Source organism: Alkalicoccus luteus (genome assembly GCF_012034335.1).
Classification (GTDB): Bacteria; Bacillota; Bacilli; order Bacillales; family Salisediminibacteriaceae; genus Alkalicoccus; species Alkalicoccus luteus_A.
Map to the genome: position 1 here is coordinate 1 of NZ_JAATHJ010000024.1, position 24,702 is coordinate 24,702.

Consider the following 24,702-nt stretch of genomic DNA (forward strand, 5'->3'; position numbering starts at 1 on the left):
CGGATTCCACAGGCGTCTCCGCCGCACACATCAAGGAAACGACTGAACAACGGCACACAGATATACGTGACTGCTTTTTTACGTCTATTAAGATTTCCAGGAAGTACGGACACCCCCTATTCAACATTGAAACGTCTCATCGGGAAAGTTCTATCCGTATGGAAGCCGATCGTGCATTCATAACCATGCACTTGAAACGCACTAACAGCTGCCGACATCGGAGGACCTCGACTCCGAGAGGATCAGAACGAGGCGAAGATCCAGCGCTTCCGGCAGCAGGAGGAAGCGGTTAGCTGAGCCCGTTCCCTCCGGAAAGCGAGTGTCCGCAGATACAGGCAGATGCAATGTTATTCACCGAAAATGACTTTATCAACAATCTGAAAACTGCCTCTTCTAACGAGAAGAGGCAGTTTTTGTTTTTTCATTTATTCATACAAGCGGCTTTTGCCTTCATCGTCTGCTTTTCATCCGGCTCTTCCATTTAGACCGGGCGGTGTTCGCCGAGCTCGCTGTCAAAGTAGCCCATATCCGTCAGCTTTAAAGACGGAATAACAGGAAGACACATGAAGGAAAGTGCAGAAATCGGATTGAATGATCCGCTGAAGCCGGCTTTGGAAAATGAGTGCTCTACCCGTTTCAAATCAGCGGCAGCTGATGCTGCATCTGCCGACGACATCAGTCCGCCAATATCGAGCTGCATCGTGGCTGCTATCTCGCCGTCTATCACAAGAGCCAGCCCTCCCTGCATGCCTTCCACCGCGTTAACCGCCTGTTCTATCTCTTCGTCAGAGTATCCGGCTGCGACAATATTATGGGAATCGTGAGCTGTCGTCAGCGCAAATGCGCCCTTCGTAAACTGCAGCCCTTTAATGAACCCGACCCCGATATTTCCTGTTTCGTGGTGACGCTCAAATACGGCCAGCTTCATCATATCCTGAGCGGGATCCGGTTGGAAGAATCCATCTTCTGAAGGCAGCCTGTAAGCACCTTTTCCCGTCACAATACTATCGGGGCGGTATTCAATGCAGAGCGCTTCTGCTTTCTCTGCTTTCACCTTCAGGTCCGCAAGCTTAAATGGCTTCAGCCTTACTGAAGTTGTCAACGATTCAGGTGGTGTCACTTGAACAGATGGTCCTTCTGTCAATGTTCCATGTTCAGCCGTTAATCTGCCATCGCAGAATACGTGTGTCGGACGAAAGTCTTCCAGATCCTCTACGATCAGCAGGTCTGCATCCCGACCGGGTGCAACTGCTCCTTTTGTATGAAGCTGAAAGCATTCTGCCGCATGCAGAGTTGCCATCTGCACCGCTGTCACAGGATCGAGTCCTTCTTTAATTGCAATCCTTACAGAGGCATCGATGCTTCCATCATCAATCAGTTCATCCAGGTGCTTATCGTCAGTACAAAACAGAAACCTGCGGGCGTTTCCTGAAGTAACAGCCGGCAGCACCTGACGCAGATCCTTTGCGGCTGAACCTTCACGGATGATCACGTACATGCCGTGTTTCACCCGTTCGAGCGCCTCTTCAGCCGTTGTACACTCATGATCGGTTGTAATACCGGCTGCTGCATAGACGTTTACCTGGCGCGCAGAAAATCCTGCTCCATGTCCATCTATATTCAGCCCCCGGTCTTCTGCATCGGAGAGCTTTTGCATCATATCGTCATCCTGCTGTTCCACAGCAGGGTAGTTCATCACTTCTGCCAGTCCGATCACGCGCGGATGATCATATAGCGGGCGCAAGTCCTCAGCGTTCAATTCTGCTCCAGCATGTTCAAACGGCGTAGCCGGCACACATGAAGGGAGCATAAAGCGGACATCGAGCGGAACGTGCTCAGAGTCATCCAGCATATAGCGGATGCCTGCTGCTCCTTTTACGTTGGCAATCTCATGCGGGTCTGTCACAACGGTGGTGACACCCTTTGGTACGACTACATCGGAGAATCTCGCCGGCGATACCATAGAAGATTCGATGTGAACGTGACCGTCTATCAATCCAGGAACGACGTAGCGGCCGTTGACATCCATTTCTTCTTTGCCTGAGAACTGACCGACTCCGGCAATAATGCCGTCCTGAATGGCTATATCACCGGTTTCAATTTCCCCGGAAAAAACGTTGACGATTCTCGCGCCCTTTAATACAAAATCGGCTTTCTGTTCGTGAGCAGCCGTCTTCATCACTCTCTTTCTCGTTGCTTGTTCCATGTCTTCACTCCTCGCACTGCTTTGTTCTCCTATTATACTGAAGGAGTTGTCAGACGTCTACGTCTTACTAGTTCCTTCCGGTACCCGGCATGATGGAAATAGTGGTACACTTTTCAATAGATTATCCAATACATACGAGGAGGATGTCAGTTGCCCGAATCAGGAGGCGTATCCAGACGAAGCCTGCTCATTGCAGCGATCCTGCTGACAGGCTCTTTTTTAACGATATTAAATCAAACACTTATGATAACAGCGATTCCTCCCATCATGCAGGAAATGAACGTCACGGCTAATACCGCCCAGTGGCTGACGACTGTTTTCATGCTCGTAAACGGGATTATGATTCCTGTTACTGCTTTTTTAATCGAAAAATTCACGACACGGCAGCTGTTTATGACGGCGATGCTCACATTCACAGCCGGAACGATTGTAGGCGGTCTCGCTGACAGCTTCGGTATGCTGATCGCAGGCCGCGTGATTCAATCTGCCGGAGCAGGCATTATGCTTCCGCTGATGCAGACCGTTTTTCTGCTTATTTTTCCAATTGAGAAACGCGGCACAGTAATGGGCTTTGTCGGTCTGACAATCTCGTTTGCGCCAGCTCTCGGTCCCGCTTTATCCGGTTGGGTGATCGAGACCTTCGCATGGCGTTACTTGTTCTGGCTCGTTCTTCCGCTTATTCTGATTCTTATCTTACTCGCTTGGAAGCTGCTGAATAATGTGACCGAACTGAAAAATCCGAAGGTCGATCCCGCTTCTATTATGCTCTCTTCCTTTGGCTTTGGCGGACTGCTTTATGGATTCACAAGTGCCGGGAATGCCGGCTGGCTGTCTCCCATCACGCTCTTATCATTAGCTGTCAGCGTTATCTGTCTTTATGCCTTTATTACACGTCAGCTCCGTATGGTTCACCCGATGCTGGAGTTCCGCGTGTTTAAGCTGCGGACATTTACCATTGCCACAGCCGTCGGCATGATCGGCTTTCTCGGCCTGATCGGAATGGAAACACTCATTCCGCTTTACCTGCAGGAAATGCGTGGATTTACCGCATTTGACTCCGGTCTCGCGCTGCTTCCTGGCGCGCTCATATCCGGACTGATGTCTCCTTTAACAGGTTATATTTTTGACCGGATTGGAGCGAGAGCACTCGCCTTTACAGGGTTAACGATTATGAGCGGTGCCACTGCTGCTTTCTTGTTTGTCGATGCCTATGCAACCATTACCTTCATTGCACTTTTGTTTGCGGTGCGTATGTTTGGCTTTTCGATGGTGATGATGCCGATTACTACGGCCGGACTGAATGAACTTCCGCGCAAGCTGATTCCGCACGGTGCTGCTATGAACAACACGATGCGGCAGATCGCTGCCTCTGTCGGAACAGCCCTGCTCGTCACAATTATGACCACGACAGCAATGCAGCTGGAAACCGGAACAGTAGACCGGACTCCGGACATCATCGGCATGAACGTCGCGATGGGCTTTCTGACGGCTCTTACGTTTTCGGGACTCATTCTCATCTTTTTCCTTCGTCCAAGAAAACCGATGTCTGACGAAGAATGGGATGCAGAATTCGGACCGACCCGGGATGAAACAGGAGCCCCAGTTCGACCGGACACGGTTAAGAAAAAATAAAACGTTCGCTTGTATACCTTCACACAGCACTTTTCGGGTTTAGAACCGACTACGTCAACCTGCTTATGCTCAACGTAAAAATCTCCGGATCACAGCGATCCGGAGATTTTTACGAGCGTATTTAATCGTGTCAAAGAACTTACACTGCAGCCGTACTGCCCTGCTGAAACTGGGAGCGGACCATCCCCGCATAGTAGCCGCCTTGTTCAAGCAAGTCTTCGTGGCTGCCGGTCTCCATAATCCTGCCTTCTTGAAGAACGACGATTTGGTCTGCTTCACGGATTGTATTCAGGCGATGGGCAATGACGAGGCTGGTGCGGCCTTTCATAAGCCGTTTGAGAGCCTGCTGGATTTTCACTTCAGTCACCGTATCAATGCTGCTCGTCGCTTCGTCAAGGACAAGGACAGCCGGATCTGCAAGCAAGGCTCTCGCGATCGATAAAAGCTGCTTCTGCCCCTGGCTGATGCCGCCTCCTTCTGAATCAATCACCGTCTGATAGCCGTCAGGAAGCTGGTTAATAAAGGAATGCGCATTCGCATCCGCCGAGGCCTGATAAACGTCTTCATCCGTGGCATGAAGCTTCCCGTAGCGAATATTTTCCAAAATGGTACCGGAAAATAAGAACGTATCCTGCAGCACGAACGCCATCTGTCTGCGCAGCGACGCTTTTCGCACTTGGAGAATATTTTGACCATCGATCGTGATCCGTCCTTCATCCGGCTCATAAAAGCGGGCCAGAAGACTGATAATGGTTGTTTTACCTGCTCCGGTCGGGCCAACAAATGCGACTGTTTCTCCCCGCTTTGCCGAAAACGAAATCTGTTCAACGGTCCGTTCACTGCCGTAGCCGAAAGAAACCTGCTCAAACGAGACGTTCCCTTCTGTCAACGTTAGGTTTTCACGCTCCGCTTCTTGTTCAAATTCGTCTGTTTCATCCATGATCTGAAACACGCGCTCCGCTCCTGCTACCGCGGATAACAGAACGTTAAACTGGTTGGCAAGATCGTTCAGCGGCCTTGTAAATTGGCGGGCGTATTCTGCAAAAATGACTATCACACCAATCGTTACCATCCCATTCAGCGCCAGCAGTCCCCCGGCCCCGGCGATAACGGCAAAGCTGAGGTTATTCAGCATGTTCATCAGCTTTGGAATAAAGCCTGAAATCGTCTGTGCCCAGAATCCGGCATGACGGAGCCGTTCGTTTTTTTCAGTGAAGGAGTCGATGACCTCCTCCTCCCTGGAGAAAGCTTTGACAATCTGCTGGCCGGACATCGTTTCCTGTACGTATCCGTTCACATCACCAAGCCTCTTTTGCTGCTCTTTAAACAACGGCCCTGTCCGCTTCGTGATCCACTTCATTCCGATCACCATCATTGGCACAATCGTCAGAGTTAAAACGGTTAACAGCGGACTTAAGTAAAGCATCACAATCAGGATACCACCGAGTGTCAGCACACTTTGAATGATTTGAATGACAGAACTGTTCAGCGTATTGCTGATGTTATCTATATCATTTGTCAGCCGGCTCATTAAATCTCCCTGCTGACGGCGGTCGAAAAATGGAACCGGCAGCCGCTGCAGATGATCAAACAGGTCCGTCCGGATTGTGTAAACTGCCTTCTGAGCGACAGCTACCATCCAAAAGTGCTGCAGGAATACACTGACAGAATGCACAATGTACACCACTGCCAGCGCGATTAGCATGTAGCCGATCCAGCTGAGGTCTCCATCCACTAAAAATGTATCGATTGATAAGCCTACAAGCAGGGGGCCTGTCAGCGCCATTGCCGAAGACAACGCGATCATCAAGGTAACGAGAATCAGCTTCGCCCGGTGAACAGCTAAATATCCCCAGACACGCTTTAATGTCCCCTTCCAGTCTGCTGCACGCTTTTTCATGTCCGGTTCTGTTTCCGGAATCAGTTTTTTATGCTGGAACGGTTCAATCAGCGGATGCTTCTCAGCCATGTAAAGCACCTCCTGCCTGCGTTTCATATATCTGCCTGTACAATTCGGAATGCTTCAGCAGTTCGTCGTGTGACCCAACCGCTTCCACCGTTCCATTATCAAGCAGGATGACCTTATCTGCTTCCATGGCAGTGCTTAGTTTCTGCGTGATCATCAGCGTTGTGCATGAATAGGTATCAAGCGCCTTGAGGAGCCTCATTTCAGTATTTACATCGAGCGCACTTGTGCTGTCATCGAGGAGCAGAATGCGCGGATTCCGGATTAAAGCACGCGCAATCGATATACGCTGCTTTTGACCTCCCGACAAATTAACGCCGCGCTGTCCGATCCGAGTATGCAGCCCGTCCGGCAGTTCGCTCACGGAATCGAAAATCTGTGCATCACGGAGGACCTGCTCCATTTCAGCGTCCGTCGCATCCTGCTTTCCCCAGCGAAGATTTTCAGCTATTGTTCCGCTGAACAGAACCGCTTCCTGCGGCACGTAGCCAACCCACCTCCGCAGTTCCTTCCACTTGAGTGATGTCAGAGGCTTTCCGTCCAAAAGTACGCGCCCCTGTGTAGGGTCATACAACCGTAAAATCAGCTGCAGCAGCGTCGTTTTCCCGGATCCGGTTGCACCTAAGAGAGCTGTACGCTCGCCCGCTTTCAGATGAACCCGCAGACCCTGCAGTGCTTTTCTCGTTTCATCAGGGTATTGAAAAGAAACGTTATCCATGTCAATTTCACCTGCTGGTTCACCGACAGCTCGCGAGCCGTCCTCCATTTCTTCTTCTACAGCAAGCACGTCTCCGATCCGTTCAGCAGATGCTTTCGCACGGGAAAAGATAATAATACTCATTGAAAAAATGGAGAGCGCACCAGTCATACGTGTGATGTAGTTAATAACAGCCACTGTTTCCCCGACCGAAACTGCTCCGGTATTTACTCCTTGCGTTCCAAACCAGAGTACGACCATAATCGACACGTTCATAATGAGTAAAATAATCGGCATTGTGGCTTCGACGATCCGCAGCGTTTTTACGGTACGTCCCTGAAGCGTTTCTGATGCATCATGAAATCGGTCTGACTCGTGCGTCAGCCGTGAGTATGATTTGATGAGCCGCACGGCTTTTAAATTCTCCTGCACGACGCTGTTAACTCCGTCAACTCCAGCCTGAACCTTTTTAAACAACCGACCCGCCAGCTTCATGATTGAAAGCAGAATAACGAGCAGCACCGGCACAGCGACTAAAAGTACGAGCGCCAGCTGCCAGTTCACAATGAGCGCCATGATGACTGAGCCTGCTACAAGCAGAGGAGCCCGAAGCATAATTCTAAGGCTCATAAAAATCGTATTCTGAAGCTGATTAACATCGTTCGTGATTCTTGTCAGCAGCGAAGAGGTCGGAAACTGCTGAAAATTCTTCATAGAAAATGTCTGAATACGTCTAAATAAATCCGTACGCAGATCGTACCCTGTGTACTGACTGGCATGTGCAGCATAAAACGAGTTAATAATCCCTGCCGCAAACGCAATTATGGAAAAAAGCAGCATGATGCTGCCCCAGAACACCACGGTATTCAAATCATTTGTCATAATGCCATCATCAATAATCCGGGCTATCAATAGCGGCTGAAGCAGCTCCACGGTTAATTCAACCATCGTGAGTGCGAGGGCAGCAGCTACCATCAGTCGGTAACGTCTTAAATAATTCCATATGAGTTTCATAGCTGTTCGCGCCTTTCTGACGATTCTGTCTACTTAAGCTTACCACATTTATTTTTGTACCCGAAGCAGTTTACGCAAAACGGTAGTAGAGCAGCAGAATTAAGGCGAGAGCGAATAAGAAATGCACGGATACATAGACCATTTTCTGCCACGTTTTCTGATGATAGGCGACTGGTGGCCTGTAAAATGCGCTTCCTTCTATTATAAATGTGAAGAGGATAATATGAATCGGAAAATGACCGACCAGTTCAAGCCATCCGAATAAGAAAGCTGTGCCAATAAAAATACCGGTCAGCACGACAGCGAGGACGCGGTTCAGCATCCCTACAATTAAAAGATACCCGACAGCAAATTCGACGTAGCCTGTGAGCATCGCAAACAGATCAGGACTAAACCCAAATGTCGGTACCCCGTGGTTTACAATGACATTCTCAGCCATATCCGGGTACACCCATTTTTCAGCTGCCACCCAGCACAGAGAAAGTCCGGTCGTTAAATAGAGGACCGGATAGTTCCAAGCTTGCAGCCTCGTTTTATACAGCAACAGTACAAATGCTATTCCCAAATAAAACACGTAGTCCAACATGTGCAGCCAGCCAAACTCCATCACTGAAAACAGATAGAGCGCAATAAGAATACCTGATGCAATGCGGACTGTTATTCTGAGAGGACTCAGCAAGAGAACCACCATGACAGCTGTCACGACCGCCAGAAGCCCCTGCAGCTCCAGCAGTTCCGGCGCAAAAAGCCCGCCTTGCAAAAACTGGATGACAAAGGCAGCCGCGGTCCCGTATTGCAGCAGCGTAAACGTATAATGCCTGAGAGAAGCAATCCGCTTATCAAGCTTTACGAACGGCTGTTTCGTTTTCATTTTATCCAGCAGCCCGGGCAGCAGACTAAGCAGAACAGCAGTCAGTAGCGCCGTGATCATAAACGCGGGACTCATAATCGCTTCGATCGGAGCTCGTTCCGCCTCTTCTTCCGTAAACCACTTAACGTGTGCAGCTGCGGATGCCGGAAGTAAAAGTACGATGGCCGCTGCAGCTAATATCCGCTTTGTCATGCGAGTTCCTCCAGTCATTATGCAGATAGAATGATTTACCCTTTCCTGCCCGCTATCCAAACACTTCCATCTGCACCTCATTCGATTTGCGCAGCGCTATTCATCATCATTAAATCTGCCATACAAAAGCGTTCAATTGTGCAGAACCGATTGTGTTTTTGCCATGAATTCGGTATCATAATGGAGAAAGTGCTTGTGAGCGCTTTTTCTTTTATTACGTTGTAAAACCGGTTGCACAAATCCGTGCAACTCCTGATAAATAGATGAGGTGAACTAAACATGACAAAAGTATGGTGGAAAGAAGCTGTCGGCTATCAAGTATATCCGCGCAGTTTTCAGGACAGCAACGGCGATGGTTTCGGCGATCTTCGCGGCATGATCAGCCGCCTGGATTATTTAAAAGAGTTAGGCATTGATTTTATCTGGATTTGCCCAATGTATAAATCCCCTCTCGATGACAACGGTTACGACATTTCAGACTATCAGGACATCCTAGAGGATTTCGGCACGATGGACGATTTTGATGCACTTTTACAAGCATGTCATGAACGCGGTATGCGTTTAATTATCGACCTCGTCTTAAATCACACGAGCGACGAACACCCGTGGTTTATTGAATCCCGCTCTTCTAAGGATAACCCTAAACGGGACTGGTACATCTGGCGCGACGGCGTGGAAGACGGCCCGCCTAACAACTGGGAAAGCATTTTCGGAGGCTCTGCCTGGGAATATGAAGCGAAGACCGACCAGTATTTTCTTCACGTATTCAGTAAACGCCAGCCGGACTTGAACTGGGAAAATAAAGAAGTCCGTGAAGCGTTATACAGCATGGTGAACTGGTGGCTAGATAAAGGCGTTGACGGATTCCGAATCGATGCAATCAGCCACATTAAGAAACGGCCTGGTTTCCCGGACATGCCGAATCCGGAAGAGCTGCCTGTCGTCTCATCCTTTGATATGCATATGAATCAGGACGGTATTCACGAGTTCCTGGAAGAATTCCGACGCGAGACTTATTCAAATTATTCACACGCTATGACTGTCGGAGAGGCAAACGGAGTCAGCATTGATGAAGCACATCTTTGGGTTGGAGACGAAGGCAAAATGGACATGGTGTTTCAATTCGAACACCTTGATCTGTGGGATGAAGATGCGGAAGAAGGCCTTGATGTCATCAACTTGAAGAAAGTATTATCGAACTGGCAAACCGGTCTGTCGGACAGCGGCTGGAATGCGCTTTTCATTGAAAACCATGACAAAGCCCGGGTTGTGTCCACTTGGGGCAACGACACTGATTACTGGCGCGAGAGTGCGACCTCGCTTGCCGCCATGTATTTCCTTATGCGCGGCACGCCTTACATTTATCAAGGACAGGAAATCGGGATGACAAACATTTACTTTGACTCCATCGATGATTACGATGATGTCGCCGCAAAAAACCTGTTCCTTGAAAAAGCGGGTGAAGGGAAAACCGGCGAGGCGCTTGCTATTTTGGCAAAAACCTCCCGCGACAACAGCAGAACGCCGATGCAGTGGTCTGATGCTGACAATGCAGGCTTTACGACCGGCTCACCGTGGCTGAAAGTGAACAGCAACCATAAGCGCATCAACGTGGAAGCTCAAAAGCAGGACCCGGCTTCCATTCTCAACTTCTATCGCTCTCTGATCCACTTGAGAAAGCGGCATGAGCTGTTCGTATACGGCAGCTATGAGCTGATGATGCCTGAATGTGAGCAAGTGTATGCCTATATCCGCGAGCTGGACGGCCGCAAAGCGCTGGTGATGTCAAACCTCACCGGGAAAACAGCTGCCTGGTATGAAGACGATACCGGCATCTCGCTTTCTTCCGGAAACCTCGTGCTGCACAACTACGAAGAAATACCAGATCATGAGGAAGCAGCAGCGCTTGAGCTCCGTCCTTATGAATCCCGCGTTTACCTGTTGTAATAAAAAAGCCTTTCAAAAAAAGAGCCGCTCCTGTTTATCAGGGCGGCTCTTTGTACACATGGACTATCCGTTTCGGGGCATGCAGAGCGGTGACAATCGCCTTCAATACAAGACATATTGTTCAATTCGCAACCAAAGTCAAGGGCTGTTTCCCGCTTAAAAGGAAATGGCCTTTTATCTCTTTACTCTTATAAAAATTCCATACCTTTTTCATAAACGAGAAATCCGTTCTTCTCTGCACGCTTCTGCTGATACATGGCTTTATCGGCACAGCTGATGAGTTCATCCGCGGTTCTTCCGTGTTCCGGGTAACTCGCCGCTCCAACTGATGCCGAGCAGGTCATCATTTGATCATGTACATGAAACGGGGCACCTATAGCATCCATGACATTTTCCACCGCGGATCTTAAATCATGTTCTGCGGTTAAACCAGTGAACAGGATAAGAAATTCGTCACCTGCCATTCTGGCTGCAAGATCCGACTGCCGCACAGAATTCTGAAGTCTCATGGCGATCTCTTTTAAAAGCAGATCTCCGGCATCGTGGCCATACGTATCGTTAATCGCTTTAAAATCGTCAAGGTCAATGAACAACAGTCCGATGCTGCTTCCCGTCATGTCTGAACGCTCCATCTCCAATTCCAGCTGTTGAAACAGCATGCGTCTGTTCGGAAGACCGGTGAGCGGATCGTGGTAGGCCATATCCTGCATTTCTGCCGCCAGTTTCTTAAAGCGCGATTCACTCTCCAAAAGAGCGAATTCGCTGTGTTTAGCCTTCGTAACATCGTTTAAATAGCCGCTCCAGAGGATGCGTCCATCTTGCAGTCTCTCTGGTGTTGAAGTGGCGCGTACCCACTTCAGCTTTGCTTCCCCGACATGAATACGAAACGTGCAGTCAAACAGGGTCAGATGCTCAACAGAGGCGTCAATGACTTTCTGCAGATCCTCCCTGTCTTGTTTATATACCAAGTCCATGATAGGGTACTGCTGCAGCTCTTTCTCATTGAAATTCATACCAAGCAGAGTCTCCATCTGACCTGCAGCCATTGTAAACCGAAGGTCATCCGGACCTGTGCCTGTCATTTGATAGATAATACCCGGAATCCGATCAGAAATCTGCGTAATCAGCCGCTCACGTTCCTCCAGCTTTTCCTCTTTTTGTATCGCTTCCGTAATATCATAAATGTATCCGTAAAAGCGCACGGTCCCGCCGGACAGCTTCCGGGGCTGTGCATTGCCCCGCAGCCTCCTCCTCCCTTTTTCAGGATGGTGGTACCAGTATTCCAAGGACCAGAGGCTTTGATCCTTCACCGCCGCATTAATACTTCTTTCAACTCTTTCAAGGTCAGGAGCTTCTATATTTTGAAGCAAACAGGCTGCATCACGACATACCTGCTCCTGCGTAAATCCGGTCAGACTGTTCACACCCTCTGAAGCAGCGCTGAACGAAAAATCACCATCCCGGCTTACGTCAAACTGATAAAGCATGCCCGGCACTTGTGTAGTAAGCAGCCGCATTTTTTCTTCTGACTCCTTTAACGCAAGCTCTCTGTTTTTCTCTTCCGTAATATCGTAAACATGCCCATACCAGATTACCGCACCGTAACGATAAGCCGCAGGCTGAGATCTTCCGCGGATCCAGCGCACGTTGTCATCCTCATCTTTTATACGAAATTCCAGCACCCAGCGCGACATCGTTTCGGCAGATTCCAGCATTGATTGTAATGCTTTATCCTGATCTTCCCCCACTACTTTTGAAAAAACAACTGACTCATCCTGCTTCAACTCTGTCTCGCCTACTTGAAAAATATCGAGAAACCCCTTGGAATAGTAAGGAAAGCTGATTGTTCCGTTCTCATCACGCTTCAGTTGGTAAAGTCCGCCGGGCACTTCTTCCGTCAGGTTTTCCAGAAGCTTTCCTCGCTTAACCGCTTCACGATGATGCAGCTCCCGGTCTGTCGCATCTACCGCTGAAGCTAACACCATCCTGCCTGAAATCGAGAGGTGCCATTCTAAATAGTGTATTGTTCCGGCTGCTGTCACGATCCGATTCAAAAAATGCCGTATCGTTTCACCTCGGAACGCTCTCATAAATGCTTTTTTTGACGGCTCCCTGTCCTCCTCCAGCACAAGATCGAGCATAGAGCGGCCAACCAGCATTCCTGAGGAAACACCGATAAGCACTTCCCATTCTGCGTTCACTTCCAGAATCATTCCGGATTCGTCCATGCGGCACATCAGCGCCGGACTGTTTGCTACATATGTTTCCAATGTATCCAGACGAGACTGAACGCTTGTTATGTCGGTAAATAGTAAAGACAAACCAGCCTGCACCATCGAAATGTAAACCATAAAAAACCGGCCTTTTACCATCAGCTTGAAGGAGGAAGAAGTTTGAGAAGACCAGACGTAGCTGCACATCTGATGGAAAAGTTCTTTATTGGTGGAGTCCATAAAACGCTCCAGCTCGGACAATTGAACGTCCGCATTTTCTGAAATCAGGCTGGTGAACGGTGTGTTCGCTGCCTCCAGCAAAAAACCTCTTTCTGCATTCCCTGTTCTTTTTAAAAATACAGCTGGAGCAGAAAAAAGCTCTAATGCGCTTTTATAGTCCGATATACCCAAGATAAAAATCCTCCTTTCAAACTATTTAATGTTATCATTATACAATAAGACCTGGTTCATTCCTACTTTTATTTTTCCTTTTTATGATGAACCATATCGACGTGCAAAATGCCATCGTCGTCATACGGCTCTGTGATGGATACAAAGCCTGCTTTTTTATAAAATGGCAGGGCGTACTCCTGGGCCTGAATTTTAATACGGTCCACGTTAAAATGCTGATAGACTCCTTCCAGACTTTTTGTAAGCAGCTCCCTGCCAAGACCAGTTCCTCTGTATTCTTTCCGGACAATGACCCTGCCGATACTGGCCTCTTCATAAGCAGTTCCTGGAGGCAGCAGTCTGGCGTAAGCTTCGATCTGGCCATTTGCTATACCTGTCAGATGGAGCGCTTCTTTATCTTTTCCGTCCACCTCCAGATACGCACATGCCTGCTCAACGACGAACACTTCTGTCCTGAGTTGAAGAATTCGGTACAACTGATCCGCTGAGAATTCTTGAAACGACGTTAATTGCCACTGCATTCTGCATTCCTCCCTCGCTTCTATTTTACCTGAACATGTCTAGAAAGAAATAAAACGGGGAAACGAAAAGAGATATCCATGCTGTGAGAACGGACAGGAATAAGAATATTTCTGTATCGTCTCACTATTAACTTACATTTGTATGGACAATTGAAGCACAGGAAGGGAGTTTTATCATGAGAACTATCATTATTGTAGTGATTGCAGGAATCATTGCAGCAGCAGTGTTTATGCTGATCAAAAACAATCGGACGCCGGAGCATCTGGGTGTAGATAATGGTATGCTTGCTTCGCTGCCATCCACCCCAAATGCCGTCTCTTCCCAAGTGGAATCGGAGCATCGCGGCTACATTGAGCCTTTTTCTCTGCAAAACGGAACGATCAGCCTGGAGGACTTAAGAGCGATTGTCCAGGCCGATGAACAAGCGGAAATCGTGGCACAGGACGAGCGCTACATGCATGCCGTCTATTCTTCAAACGTGTTTAAATTCAAAGATGATGTTGAGTTTTACGTCAATGAAGAGGAGAATAAAATCGATGTACGATCTGCAGCTCGCGTCGGCTACTCAGATATGGACGTAAACCGTAAACGAATCGAATCGATACGCAAAGCTTATGAAGCTAAACAATAGCTTCGGTCCGATCGCAGCCTTGAGAGGCCCATTCTGGTAAAAAGCTTCTAAAGGCGTTCTTAAGCCGATCCTCCCTTATTACGTTCCGTCCATCGCTCATTTGAACAAAAAAAATGGCTCTTCTTTTGAAGAGCCACTCTCTGTGCTTAAACACTATCGAGTCACATGAACATAGTAATACTATTTCTTCTGAGATATACTTTCTGAAGCAGCTGACCGAGAAGATAACTGTTTATGACAGCTACTCGTCCCCCTCTGATTTTTCCATTTATTTACATAATGAATACTGCTACTGCCCGTTTTTCAGGTCGCGTGAATGATCCAGCAGTTCTTCAGCTGTAATTGCCACCTGTCCGGATGCTTTGTTTACTTCTCCGATCACGTCCATAAACGCAGTCAGCTCGCTTTCAATTTCGGTATTTTTACTCACTGCCTCTTCCATCTTTCTAAGAATAACAGCGAATGTTTCTGCGACAGCTTCTGCCGATTGATTGCCTTGTGCCATTCGTTCTGCGATCTCTTTTGACAAGGCAGCGTTTTCCTGCACACCTTTATCGGTCTGATTCGTCAATCCCCGGACTTTTCCAACTGATTCCTTCGTTTGTTCAGACAACTTCCGGACTTCATCAGCGACAATCGCAAATCCGCGGCCGTGTTCTCCTGCTCTCGCCGCTTCTATCGCCGCATTCAGCGCAAGCAGATTCGTTTCATCTGCGATTCCCTGTACGATACCGACAATATTTTGAATTTCCTTGGAAAAAGAAGCGAGCTCCTGCATCTTTGTGTCAATCTGCTCAATGCTTCCGGTTGTTTCCTGCATGATCCGCTGCAGCTCTTTTAAACGGGTGCTTCCTTCCAGAGCTGACTCCTTAGACGCACTGGAAATCACCGTTCCCGTGCGCGAATTGCTTGTAATGCCTTCAGCCTGCAGCTTCATTTCCTCCATGGAGGCGTTTGTCTGCTGGGAAATTGCACCGAGCTCCTCTGATTTACCGGTAATGTAAACGTCAAGCTGCTGGCGCAATTCCTCTTCCTGTCTGCGGACAGCCTGAAGTTCATCTTCAAATGCTTCAAGCACAAGCTGCTGTTCAAAGCTCACAATCGAGGAAACTGCTTTAATCACGGTTTCTGCTTCGCCGGGCTCATACACTTCATAAACGAGCGAAAACAGCTTCACTTGCAGAGCCTGATAGGCACTCAAGTACCATTTCGGCTCCAGCCCGATCCTTACGTGCACCTTCGCGATCCGAATTCGCTTTTCAACAAACCCATCATCAATCGTATCGGTGAACATTTCTGAAATGTGCTTCCTAAGCGTCTGCTTCAGTTTCTCCACCGAACTGTTCGTTTCGATGATTTCCATTAAGTGCGGCTTGATTTCCAGATTCGCGTAAAAGAAATCAACAAGTTCCCCGATCCGCTCTTCCACGGAAGGCCTGAAGGCTGACAAAACACCGAGCATTTCTCCGGTAAACCCTGTCATTTCCATCTGACGTTTAATGTCAGGATCCGATACATTAATGCGTCCCTTTGACAGGACAGCTGTACTTGTTTGCTTATCTGAACGCTGAAACCACTTCATCTTTTTTCATCCCCTTTATCTATACCATCGCCTCTATCATACGAACGGTGATCCTTTTCTTGATATCGGCACACTCTCCCAGATTCTGAAGAGCATGTATGCTAAAATATCAAGTGCAGACTGAGGAGGGAATGCTGATGCTTACAAATTGGCTGTTAAAGCGGAAAGCCCGCAGATATAAGCAAACGTTTGAAAAAGTTCACCTTTATCCATATCCGGTCCGGGTAGCGGAAACCGATTATTATTACATAGAGTATTTACGATCCAAACAGCCTGTCGGCTATGCCGTATTTTCCCGCCATGAAGAAAATACGCTCGACGCAGCTGCCGCTCATAAACAGCTATATCCCTTTTATCACGCCGCCGGTTTTATTAAGGAAGAGGCCAGAATGCGAGCCGGCATTCAGCTCGACCTTTTCCGAAAACCGCTTGCTGTTATGGAAGAGACAGATCAGCCTGACCTGCAGCCGGGCTATCGCCTTATCAATCACCTTTTGAAAGTCCAGCTTAAATACAAGCAGGTGTATGATGAATTTCAACAGGTGCTCGCTGAACTGGAAGACAGCGGCAGGCCAATTGAGCCGGATGATATAGAAAAAGCCGTCCAAACGGCGGCCGAGCTTGAAGTTTTGCAGTTCGACATGGTTGATTCGCTGAGCAGGGAAACCAAAACGCTGCGTGAGTGGATTGCGATTATGAACCGACTGGATCTCTGGGAAAAGCTGAAGCGTGCTAACCAGGTTTTTTATCAGCAGCTCGTCCAAAATGAATCCGTGATGCGGGACGAAGCGAAAAAAATGCAGGTAGTCAAACACGATCGCCGTGAAAAGATGATTCAGCAAAATGCTGATAAATTACGCTCCCGCATGAAGCGGTCGTTTCAGGATGAGGAAAAAGAGCTACGTTATCCTTAATTTAGATGCCCTCTGACCCACTCTACGCTTATACTGCTAAAACCGGTCCTCTGAAGAAGAGGACCGGTTTTCAGTGTGTTTATTAAGTCGTTTTAAGTGAATAATGCTGCACCTGTCTTTATCTGCGGGCACTCGCTTTCCGGAGTCGAGACCCTCCGATTACGGTAGTTACCATTAAGTTTAAGCGCATGAGGATGAATGGCACACACCTGCTGTACCCAATCGAATCTTCCATAAGCGGAATGGCAAAAACATTTCCTTCTTCATCTCAGCGCTTCGATACTATAACCCTCTTCTGATCCCGTCATACATCTTCAGCAGCTTTTCTCTTCTATACGTTGAGCGGCGCGCATCCGGGATATACCTCAGCTTTTCCAACAGCGATTTTTTATACTGTTTCATCATTTACCGCCTCCTTCTGCTTTCATTGTAACGATCCTTACAGGCTAAAAAAGCAGGCGGCAGGCGGAATTATCAGTCCGTCTTCAGATGGAGATTATCTCCTTCCATACGCCTGAGCAGACGAAAGATGCAGGCATATTCGACGTAAAAAGATGAATTATTTTGAAAATATATCTTGAATGTACCGTCAGACGTAGTACACTTAAATTATATAAGCTAGAGGCAAACCTGCCGAAAGACAGGGACGCAAAGCCGCGGATCTAAGGGGAAACCTAAGACAGCCGGGCTGCCGCACATGAACCTTCACGATGGAAGGCGGGATATGATGCGTAATGTACATGATTTTGAAGCGGAAACAGTTGAAAAAGCGATTGAGGAAGCGGAGCACACGTTAAAACGCTCATCCGCCGAACTCGAAATCGATATCCTCGATCGTGGAGAAAGCACGTTTTTTGGGTTTAAAAAAGCAAAGGCAAAAATTCGTGTCACGACACAGCCACAGCCTTCAGAAAACTGGCTTGACGCACTCGATTCATACCTGGAAGAACCAGCTGACGCTGCCAACCGTGATGAGAACCTGTCAAGACACCTCGAAGGAACAGCCTGGCTGAAAGACGGCGTTCTCTATTTTGAAGGGAACGAGTCAAAACGGCCTGTGCTCCATTTGCCGGATGAAGTCACCGCCTGCAAAAATGGCAAACAGACTGGTAAACAGACATCATTGATCAGTGGAGACTCGCTGGAATTTTCGATTCAAGTTCCTCCGAGAGAAACCGCCTGGTCGGTCTCCGTCGATAAAAAATTGCAAATCGTAACGCTCAACGTAAAGCCAGGTGCCTTCTTCACGGCGGCTATTGCCGATCATCCGCCTGCCGAACAGGTTTACGTAAGTATTTCGAAAGAAGAAACACCGTTAAATCAGCTGACTGAGGAAGATGTGCTGGATCAGCTGGAACGTATGGAAATTACGTACGGGATAAAAACGGACGCCATTCGTGAAGCTTGCACAGCCACTGCGGAAAAAACAGTTGAAATAGCAGCCGGAAAACTTCCTATGCACGGCAAAGACGGCAAGATCGATTTTACGATTAATTTGCAGACAGAACAGAAAATATACCGCGAAAAGCCGGACGGTACGATCGATTTCAGGGATTCGATACGCATCCCCTCGGTCGAAGAAGGCCTCGTCTTAGGATCGATTGTGGAACCGACAGCCGGAGAAGACGGATGCAGCCTGTTCGGTGAAGTCCTGCAGGCAAAAACCGGCCGTCCGATAGCCGTCCATGCCGGTACAGGAGTCGAACTTGATGAAGAAACGAAGACAATCACGGCTTCCATATCAGGGCGCCCTTTTCTCAAACAGCAAGGACAGATCGTTCGCTTATCCATCCTCCCTAAGCTCGTTCATGACGGTAACCTTCAGCTCGGAGACGGCAACATCCGCTTTACAGGAGATGTTGAAATCATTGGATCGGTTGAAAACGGGATGAAAGTGGAGGCAGTCGGGGATATATGGGTTCATGCTCACAGCGACCAATCATTTTTACAAGCTGCAGGCTCTGTAACCGTCAACGGCAGTGTGCTCCACTCAACGCTGACGGCGGGAACGAGCAGAGCGGCTCATAAGAAGACGATAAACTGCTGAAAGTCTTTCTTCGTTCCTACCCTGCATTTCTGCGTGTATTTCATCAAGTAATCGATTCACCTGCTTTTCAGGCGTCCTACGAAAAGCAGCGCGGCCGGGGTCCTCTTATCCGGGCTTTACAGGAAAAAAAGTATCCTCGCCTGCGTAACGATACTGAGCAGCTTGTGAATCACCTGCTTTATTCCGGTTTATTTGAACAACAGTGGCTTGATTTTGGCGAAGACCTCCAATCTGCTCTGCTTACCTTTCATCGTGCACAGACAATTGATGACCGGATTTTTCAAGATTTGCAGCAGAAAGCATTTCAGCTTCATGACCTGCTGGAAAGCCCTGCGGTCAGCCGGTCCCGCATTGCCATCCGGTACGCCGCACACAGCAATCTTATTTCAGCAGGTGAAATTGACGTTCTCGGCAAAGGCGTGATGCATTCCTATCTCGAAGCAGACGGCTTTATCACGGTGCATCAACGGGCCATTGGCGGTACTTTGAAGTCGGAACGGGGCATTTCGGTCAAAGAAGCAGGATCTCCCGGCGGAGCAAGGACGCTGTTAGAAACCGCCGAATCGGGAACGATAGAGATTGAGCACTGCCATCCCGATGTCGTGCTGACGATCGGCAGAGCGCGCAAGCTGATTGACTCGGAAATGACAGATATCCGCGCTTCTCTGGATGACGACGGACGAATGCAGTTATTTTACTCCTCCAGCAGCTCGGCCAGCTCCTCAGAAACGACATCCGCAAAAAAATGATTACCTCTCAGCTGAAACAAAAATTTCGCTTTTTCATAATATTCCTTTGTTTCCTCTTTACCAAAGCGGTCTGATTCCCGGCCGCTTTGGCCATATTGAAAATAAAGCTCCCCGAGCATATACATAGATTCTGTTTGATGACAAAGCTGTATTCCCCTTCCTGCAAGCTCAAGGGATTCTTTCCATTTATCCTGTTCAAACTGATTTTTACTGTAATTATAATAGAGGCGGACGAGAAGAGAGCTTTTTGGCAAATACGGATGGCGTCTTGCAGCATGAAGCAGCCGCCGATAGACGTTTTCTGCCTGTACCTGTCTGTCAGCCATACTGAAAATGATCGCTTTGCTCAGCATGATATCCAGATCCTGAACGGTTGGATTTTTCCGTGTAGCCGGGGTCAGGGCAGCAGCCTCATCCAGACAGCGCACAGCTTCTGATACATCATCTCGGATATGGTACAGACAAATTCCTTTACGCCAAAGCAGATACTGCCGCAGCGTTCCTTTTTGAAATTCCGGATGATTTTCTTCTGCTTCTACTGTCGCGAGAACGGCTTTGTAATCTGTCCTGTCCATGCTGGCAGCGATCGATTCCATGACCGTATACAAATAATTCACCTTCGAAATATCTGCAGAGGCATCAAATAAATATTGAATATCGACTCCCAGTCTCTCAGCAAGCTCCGCTGTTAAATCAGCAGATGGATGCACGAGTCCCTGCTCCAGTTTACTGATATAGCCCTGTGTACAGAGACCGCTGCAAAGCTCCTGCTGCGAAACCCCGAAAAACGTCCGCAGCTCTTTTAGTTTCTTCCCGATCCCCATCTCATTCACTGCCACCATCTCCCAGTAAATATTCGTATATGAATACATTTTACCGTTTTTCACTGGTAAGAAACCATATGGAGTTGTTTTTCGACTGTAAAACGCTTAGAAGCCAACTTGATCAATGTTGAAAATCGGCTATAATCAGATCAATTCAACCAGTATGGGAGGGCTCTTTATGAAATTGTTGATGTTCATGATGACCGCCGCCGCGTTGTTTTTCATTGTCGGACCAGAGGCTGCTGACGTATTTGAACCTCTCGGTAAAGGACTTCCCTATAAGCACGGATAATAAAAAGCTGCCCGGAGACCCCTCCGGACAGCTTTTTTCTATACAGCTATCTTAAAAACTGGATGCTGCTTCTTTCGTTTTTTCCAATCCGGCTTCGATGATTTCTCCTGCCTTATCGGGAAACTGATTGTGTCCTTCAATGACGACGCTTGTACGGTCTTCAATACCAAAGAACGTCATGATTGTCTCCACGTACGTTACAGCCATTTCCATAGAAGCTGCCGCTCCTTCTGAATAGACGCCTCCTCTGGCGTTCAGAAGCACTACCCGCTTATCTGACAGGAGCCCCTGCGGGCCATTCTCTGTATACTGGAACGTCGTGCCTGCCTGGCAAAGATAGTCGAAGTACGTGTGCAGAACTGCAGGAACGGAAAAATTCCAGAGCGGAAATGCAATTACAATTTTTTCTGCCTTCAAAAACTGGTCCAGATATCCTTTAACGAGCTCTGCTGCTTCCTGTTCCTCAGCTGTCAGCTCAAGGCCTTTCGCTGTCTTAAACATACCGTGAATTTTATCCGCATCATAATACGGTAGATTCTCTTCAAAAAGATCAAGCTCCTGAATCTGATCTCCAGGATTTTCACTCATGTACTTCTCCTTAAAGGTATTGTACATTTGCAGACTAACCGCCTGATCGTCCGGACGGGAGTTTGCTTTAATAAATAACACGTCAGCCATCTGTATCTTCCTCCTGCATTCATGAAAATTGTCACTTTTGTATAAGTGCTAACAAAAATTCAGTTTAATTATTTTCGTTCATAAAATCAAGCTTAGCTCCTTATGCTTTTCAAATTGGTTGATAAGACCTACAATAGAGACAGCATCCGGGAATATAAACAGAGATTTAGCAGAGGGGGAGATTATGGATAAGCGGCAGAAACAGAGTCTTATATTACTGATCAGCGGTATTGCCGCAGCAGGCGTATTTTTTTACGTACTTTTTTCAGAGCCTGCAGAAACACCGCAGAACGAAAACAATGAGGACAACGAGCGATCATTTGGGGAGCTCGATCCCGATCTGGACCGGGTCGCTGCTGCTGCAGAAGAGCTGATTGGCACACCGTTCGAATCAGACGGTACAGATCCGGAGAACGGCTTTAACAGCTCCGGTCTTATTCAATATGCGTTTGAAGAGGAAACCGGTATCCGTATGCCCCGTCTGGCAGCTCATCAGCAGGATCTCGGCGAAACAGTGCCGCTTGAGGAGGCACAGCGCGGAGATCTCGTATTTTTCGAAGCAGACACGCTGATGACTGGTATGTATATCGGGGACCGGCAGGCCATCACTGTTTCGACAAGTGATGGTGCAGTTGAGGTAGATGTAACAGAAGGGTTCTGGGGGGATCATTTTACAGAAGTCCGTCGCCTGACTGACGAGGAGAAAGAGGCACTGCATCCATCTGCCTATACCGATCACGAGCATCCTGCAGTCCGGGAATCGATGCAGTATCTCGATACACCATACGAATTTGGAGGCAGTACGCTGGAGGCATTTGATTGTTCCTTTTTTGTTCAGGAAGTATACCGTGAAGCCGGGGACGTGTATCTTCCCCGTGTAACGATCGATCAGGTGGAAACCGGCGAGGAGATTCAGCCGGAAGAGACGCGGCCCGGCGATGTGCTTTATTTCTCGGATGTCGATGTGGAAGACAGCATCCGTGAAGAAGGAGAAGTGACGCACGCTGGAATTTATTTAGGTGACGGCTTTATGATTCACGCAAGCAGAACCGAAAATAAAACACAGATCAGCCGGCTGAATGATTACTGGGAAGACGCTTATACGGAAACGAGGCGATTCGATGAGATGGCTGTTGAAAGCGATCTTCTGCGCACCGCCGCTGATTATTTAAATGTTCCATTTGAAACAGGCGGGAGCAACCCTGAAGACGGATTTAATACGAGTGGATTCGTGAGCTACGTGTTCGATGAAGCAAAAGATCTGACGCTTCCCGACCGGGCTGCCTCCATGTGGGAAACAGGCACTGACATCGGCAGAGATTCCCTTGAGCCTGAGGATGTTGTGTTCTTCGAAGGCAGCAACTCCCTGCTTCCCGGCATTTATATTGGACACGACTTATTCTTTATAGCCAGTGAATCATCCGGAGTAACGATCCGCCACCTTGAATACAGCGATTTCTTTGCTGACCGATTTGAAGGCGCAAGGCGGATGCAGTAACAGCTAAATGTTTATTCGGACAAGCACTGAAAAAGGATCATTCCTTTTTCAGTGCTTTTTGTTTCTGCAGTTACTTTAGGCTCCGTCTGCTAAATGAGCAACAACCCAGCCCCCTTTACAAATCGTAATAATTACGATAATATACAAAACGTAATCATTACTATTTAAACGAAAGGTGTGTCCGTATAGATGGCTAAAAAGTCGAAAATCGCTAAAGAAAAAAAGAGAATCGAAATGGTTGAGCGCTATGCTGAACTCCGGAGAGAGCTGAAGGAAAAAGGAGACTATGCTGCTCTTGCGAAGCTGCCCCGTGATTCAAATCCGATCCGGTTAACACGCCGCTGTGAACTGACCGGCCGCCCACACGGCGTGCTGCGGAAATTCCGGTTGTCTCGTATTGCCTTCCGCGAACTCGCGCACAAAGGCCAGATTCCCGGAGTGAAAAAAGCCAGCTGGTAATCCGTATGGAACAGATCGTGCATTCATAACAAGGCACTTGAAACACACTGCCAGCTGCTGACATCGGACGGCCTCGACCCCGGGAGGATCAGAACGAGGCGAAGATCCATTGCTTCCGACAGCAAGAGGGAAAGCCGTGCCCGTTCCCTCCGGAAAGCGAATGTCCGCAGATACAGGAAGATGCAATGTAATTCACCTAAAATGACTTTATCAATACTCTGGCAAAAAACGAACCAGCATCGGTTCGTTTTTTGCTGTCAGTAAAAGATCTGTCAACAACCGACAGAGCCCGTATTCATGTACACTCATCCAGAACCTTTCGCTTTTGCCGCCCTCGAAATGAAATCATTTTTCTGATTCAGCTTACGATACTCGAAAAAGGGGTAGAGTAGCTGTAATACAATGGAAAATGAGGTGTGGGAGTATGCGCTACCGGATTGTGCACGAGAACAAATTTTTTTACGAGACTGATGTTGATCAGAGCCTGAACTATATGCGCTTGAAACCACGTACAGATGAATGTCAACGGCTGCTTTCCTACCAGCTTGAAATCGAGCCTGCATCGATGACACGTGAGAGCGTTGATATATGGGGTAACAACGTGGAGACATTTTTTATTCCCGAAAAGCATCGGGAACTTCATGTGACGACAACTTCCGAAGTCAGCATTCAAAAAACACCGTTTATCCAGTCGGTGCCTTACAAAAAAGAAATGCAGGAAATTTTTCATTCACCCTTATTTAAAAAACATTATCTCGCCTTTTTGAAATCGACTCCTTATACGTTTTTAAACGATAATCAGGTCGAGGAAATGAAGCAGCTGCTGGGGCCCGTCGAAAACCCGGCTGAATATGCTGTCAGCGTGATGAATTTTATAAATGGGAACTTCGACTACAATACAGAAACGACGGATGTTTCTACAACTGCGTCCGACTCGCTTTTGCAGCGAAGCGGTGTCTGTCAGGATTATACGCACGTGATGCTCGGGCTGCTCCGCAGCAGCGGAATTCCGGCTCGATACGTCAGCGGCTATTTGTATATAGGAGAAGAATCTGCCATGATCGGGGATGCTGCCAGCCACGCCTGGGTAGAAGTCATGATTCCCGGCGTAGGTTGGTGCGGACTTGATCCGACAAATAACGTCGAAGCGCTTGAAAACCACGTCATTATCAGCACTGGCAGAGACTATGCTGACCTGAGTCCATTCGAAGGCGTTTACCGCGGCGGAGGCCAGACGATGGAAGTCAACGTCAGCTGCACGCTGCTTGAAGATTACTGATCTGCCGCAAACGTGAATCACCATATAGAAGAGCCGATGCTCCCCTCAGCGGGAAAGCACCGGCTCTTTGTTTTTTTG

The 24,702-nt window shown here is 48.1% G+C and carries 19 protein-coding genes and 1 riboswitch; of the genes, 10 read left to right on the top strand and 9 right to left on the bottom strand.

Features of this window, described 5'->3' with window-relative positions; genetic code table 11:
• On the top strand, positions 1–293 hold a 293-nt coding region (locus HCN83_RS18245), incomplete at its 5' end, for a hypothetical protein (RefSeq protein ID WP_205774657.1).
• Between the two features lie 188 nt (positions 294–481).
• Here the strand turns inward: HCN83_RS18245 and ade are convergent.
• Positions 482–2,206 (bottom strand): adenine deaminase, encoded by a 1,725-nt coding sequence (gene ade, locus HCN83_RS13210; protein WP_168008097.1) that lies wholly within the window; start codon positions 2,204–2,206, stop codon positions 482–484.
• Positions 2,207–2,356: 150 nt separating this feature from the next.
• Here ade and HCN83_RS13215 point away from each other — a divergent pair, with 150 nt between their 5' ends.
• Entirely contained in the window at positions 2,357–3,838 is a 1,482-nt protein-coding gene (locus tag HCN83_RS13215; protein WP_168008099.1) for an MDR family MFS transporter, read from the top strand.
• A 139-nt stretch (positions 3,839–3,977) separates the two neighbouring features.
• Here HCN83_RS13215 and HCN83_RS13220 read toward each other — a convergent pair whose 3' ends face one another.
• From HCN83_RS13220 to HCN83_RS13230, 3 genes are all read right to left on the bottom strand, one after another.
• On the bottom strand, positions 3,978–5,807 hold the full coding sequence (locus HCN83_RS13220; RefSeq protein WP_168008101.1) for an ABC transporter ATP-binding protein: 1,830 nt from the start codon (positions 5,805–5,807) through the stop codon (positions 3,978–3,980).
• Positions 5,800–7,515, bottom strand: a complete 1,716-nt coding sequence (locus HCN83_RS13225; RefSeq protein ID WP_168008103.1) for an ABC transporter ATP-binding protein — start codon at positions 7,513–7,515, stop codon at positions 5,800–5,802. Before HCN83_RS13225 ends, HCN83_RS13220 begins: the two co-directional genes overlap by 8 nt.
• Before the next feature lie 70 nt (positions 7,516–7,585).
• Entirely contained in the window at positions 7,586–8,578 is a 993-nt protein-coding gene (locus tag HCN83_RS13230) for a DoxX family membrane protein (protein ID WP_168008105.1), read from the bottom strand.
• Positions 8,579–8,857: 279 nt separating this feature from the next.
• Here HCN83_RS13230 and HCN83_RS13235 point away from each other — a divergent pair, with 279 nt between their 5' ends.
• A complete protein-coding gene (locus tag HCN83_RS13235) occupies positions 8,858–10,525 on the top strand; it encodes a glycoside hydrolase family 13 protein (protein ID WP_168008107.1) in 1,668 nt (555 codons plus the stop codon).
• A gap of 188 nt (positions 10,526–10,713) precedes the next feature.
• Here the strand turns inward: HCN83_RS13235 and HCN83_RS13240 are convergent, their stop codons facing one another.
• Positions 10,714–13,149: a sensor domain-containing protein gene (locus HCN83_RS13240; RefSeq protein WP_168008118.1), complete on the bottom strand. Its 2,436-nt coding sequence runs from the start codon at positions 13,147–13,149 to the stop codon at positions 10,714–10,716.
• Between the two features lie 68 nt (positions 13,150–13,217).
• Positions 13,218–13,670, bottom strand: a complete 453-nt coding sequence (locus HCN83_RS13245; RefSeq protein ID WP_168008120.1) for a GNAT family N-acetyltransferase — start codon at positions 13,668–13,670, stop codon at positions 13,218–13,220.
• A gap of 176 nt (positions 13,671–13,846) precedes the next feature.
• On the opposite strand from HCN83_RS13245, the gene HCN83_RS13250 reads away from it, so the two are divergent.
• Complete coding sequence (locus HCN83_RS13250; RefSeq protein ID WP_168008122.1) at positions 13,847–14,302, top strand: DUF1499 domain-containing protein; 456 nt, start codon at positions 13,847–13,849, stop codon at positions 14,300–14,302.
• Positions 14,303–14,591: 289 nt separating this feature from the next.
• Here the strand turns inward: HCN83_RS13250 and HCN83_RS18635 are convergent, their stop codons facing one another.
• Positions 14,592–15,884 carry a protoglobin domain-containing protein gene (locus HCN83_RS18635; protein WP_168008124.1) on the bottom strand — a complete coding sequence of 431 codons (1,293 nt, stop codon included), beginning with the start codon at positions 15,882–15,884 and terminating at the stop codon, positions 14,592–14,594.
• Between the two features lie 137 nt (positions 15,885–16,021).
• Between HCN83_RS18635 and HCN83_RS13260 the strand changes: the two genes are divergently transcribed.
• The 3 genes from HCN83_RS13260 (at position 16,022) to HCN83_RS13270 (ending at position 19,594) form a co-directional block, all read left to right on the top strand.
• Entirely contained in the window at positions 16,022–16,798 is a 777-nt protein-coding gene (locus HCN83_RS13260) for a hypothetical protein (RefSeq protein ID WP_168008126.1), read from the top strand.
• 613 nt (positions 16,799–17,411) lie between these two features.
• A riboswitch (cyclic di-GMP riboswitch) is annotated at positions 17,412–17,494 on the top strand.
• Positions 17,495–17,525: 31 nt separating this feature from the next.
• Complete coding sequence (locus HCN83_RS13265; RefSeq protein WP_168008128.1) at positions 17,526–18,845, top strand: FapA family protein; 1,320 nt, start codon at positions 17,526–17,528, stop codon at positions 18,843–18,845.
• Positions 18,846–19,009: 164 nt separating this feature from the next.
• Positions 19,010–19,594, top strand: coding sequence for a DUF342 domain-containing protein (locus HCN83_RS13270; RefSeq protein ID WP_168008130.1), 585 nt, complete (start codon positions 19,010–19,012; stop codon positions 19,592–19,594).
• On the opposite strand, the gene HCN83_RS13275 is transcribed toward HCN83_RS13270, so the two are convergent.
• Both HCN83_RS13275 and HCN83_RS13280 read right to left on the bottom strand, forming a co-directional pair.
• A complete protein-coding gene (locus HCN83_RS13275) occupies positions 19,540–20,466 on the bottom strand; it encodes a helix-turn-helix domain-containing protein (protein WP_168008132.1) in 927 nt (308 codons plus the stop codon). The genes HCN83_RS13270 and HCN83_RS13275 overlap by 55 nt on opposite strands.
• Positions 20,467–20,761: 295 nt before the next feature.
• Positions 20,762–21,388 carry an FMN-dependent NADH-azoreductase gene (locus HCN83_RS13280; protein ID WP_168008134.1) on the bottom strand — a complete coding sequence of 209 codons (627 nt, stop codon included), beginning with the start codon at positions 21,386–21,388 and terminating at the stop codon, positions 20,762–20,764.
• Positions 21,389–21,572: 184 nt separating this feature from the next.
• Here HCN83_RS13280 and HCN83_RS13285 point away from each other — a divergent pair, with 184 nt between their 5' ends.
• The 3 genes from HCN83_RS13285 to HCN83_RS13295 all read left to right on the top strand — a co-directional run bounded on the left by HCN83_RS13285 (position 21,573) and on the right by HCN83_RS13295 (position 24,624).
• Entirely contained in the window at positions 21,573–22,886 is a 1,314-nt protein-coding gene (locus tag HCN83_RS13285; RefSeq protein ID WP_168008136.1) for a C40 family peptidase, read from the top strand.
• 189 nt (positions 22,887–23,075) lie between these two features.
• A complete protein-coding gene (gene rpsN, locus HCN83_RS13290; protein WP_168008138.1) occupies positions 23,076–23,345 on the top strand; it encodes a 30S ribosomal protein S14 in 270 nt (89 codons plus the stop codon).
• Between the two features lie 424 nt (positions 23,346–23,769).
• The gene (locus HCN83_RS13295) at positions 23,770–24,624 is read left to right on the top strand and encodes a transglutaminase family protein (protein ID WP_168008140.1); all 855 of its coding nucleotides are present in this window, start codon (positions 23,770–23,772) and stop codon (positions 24,622–24,624) included.
• The last annotated feature ends 78 nt before the right edge of the window (positions 24,625–24,702 follow it).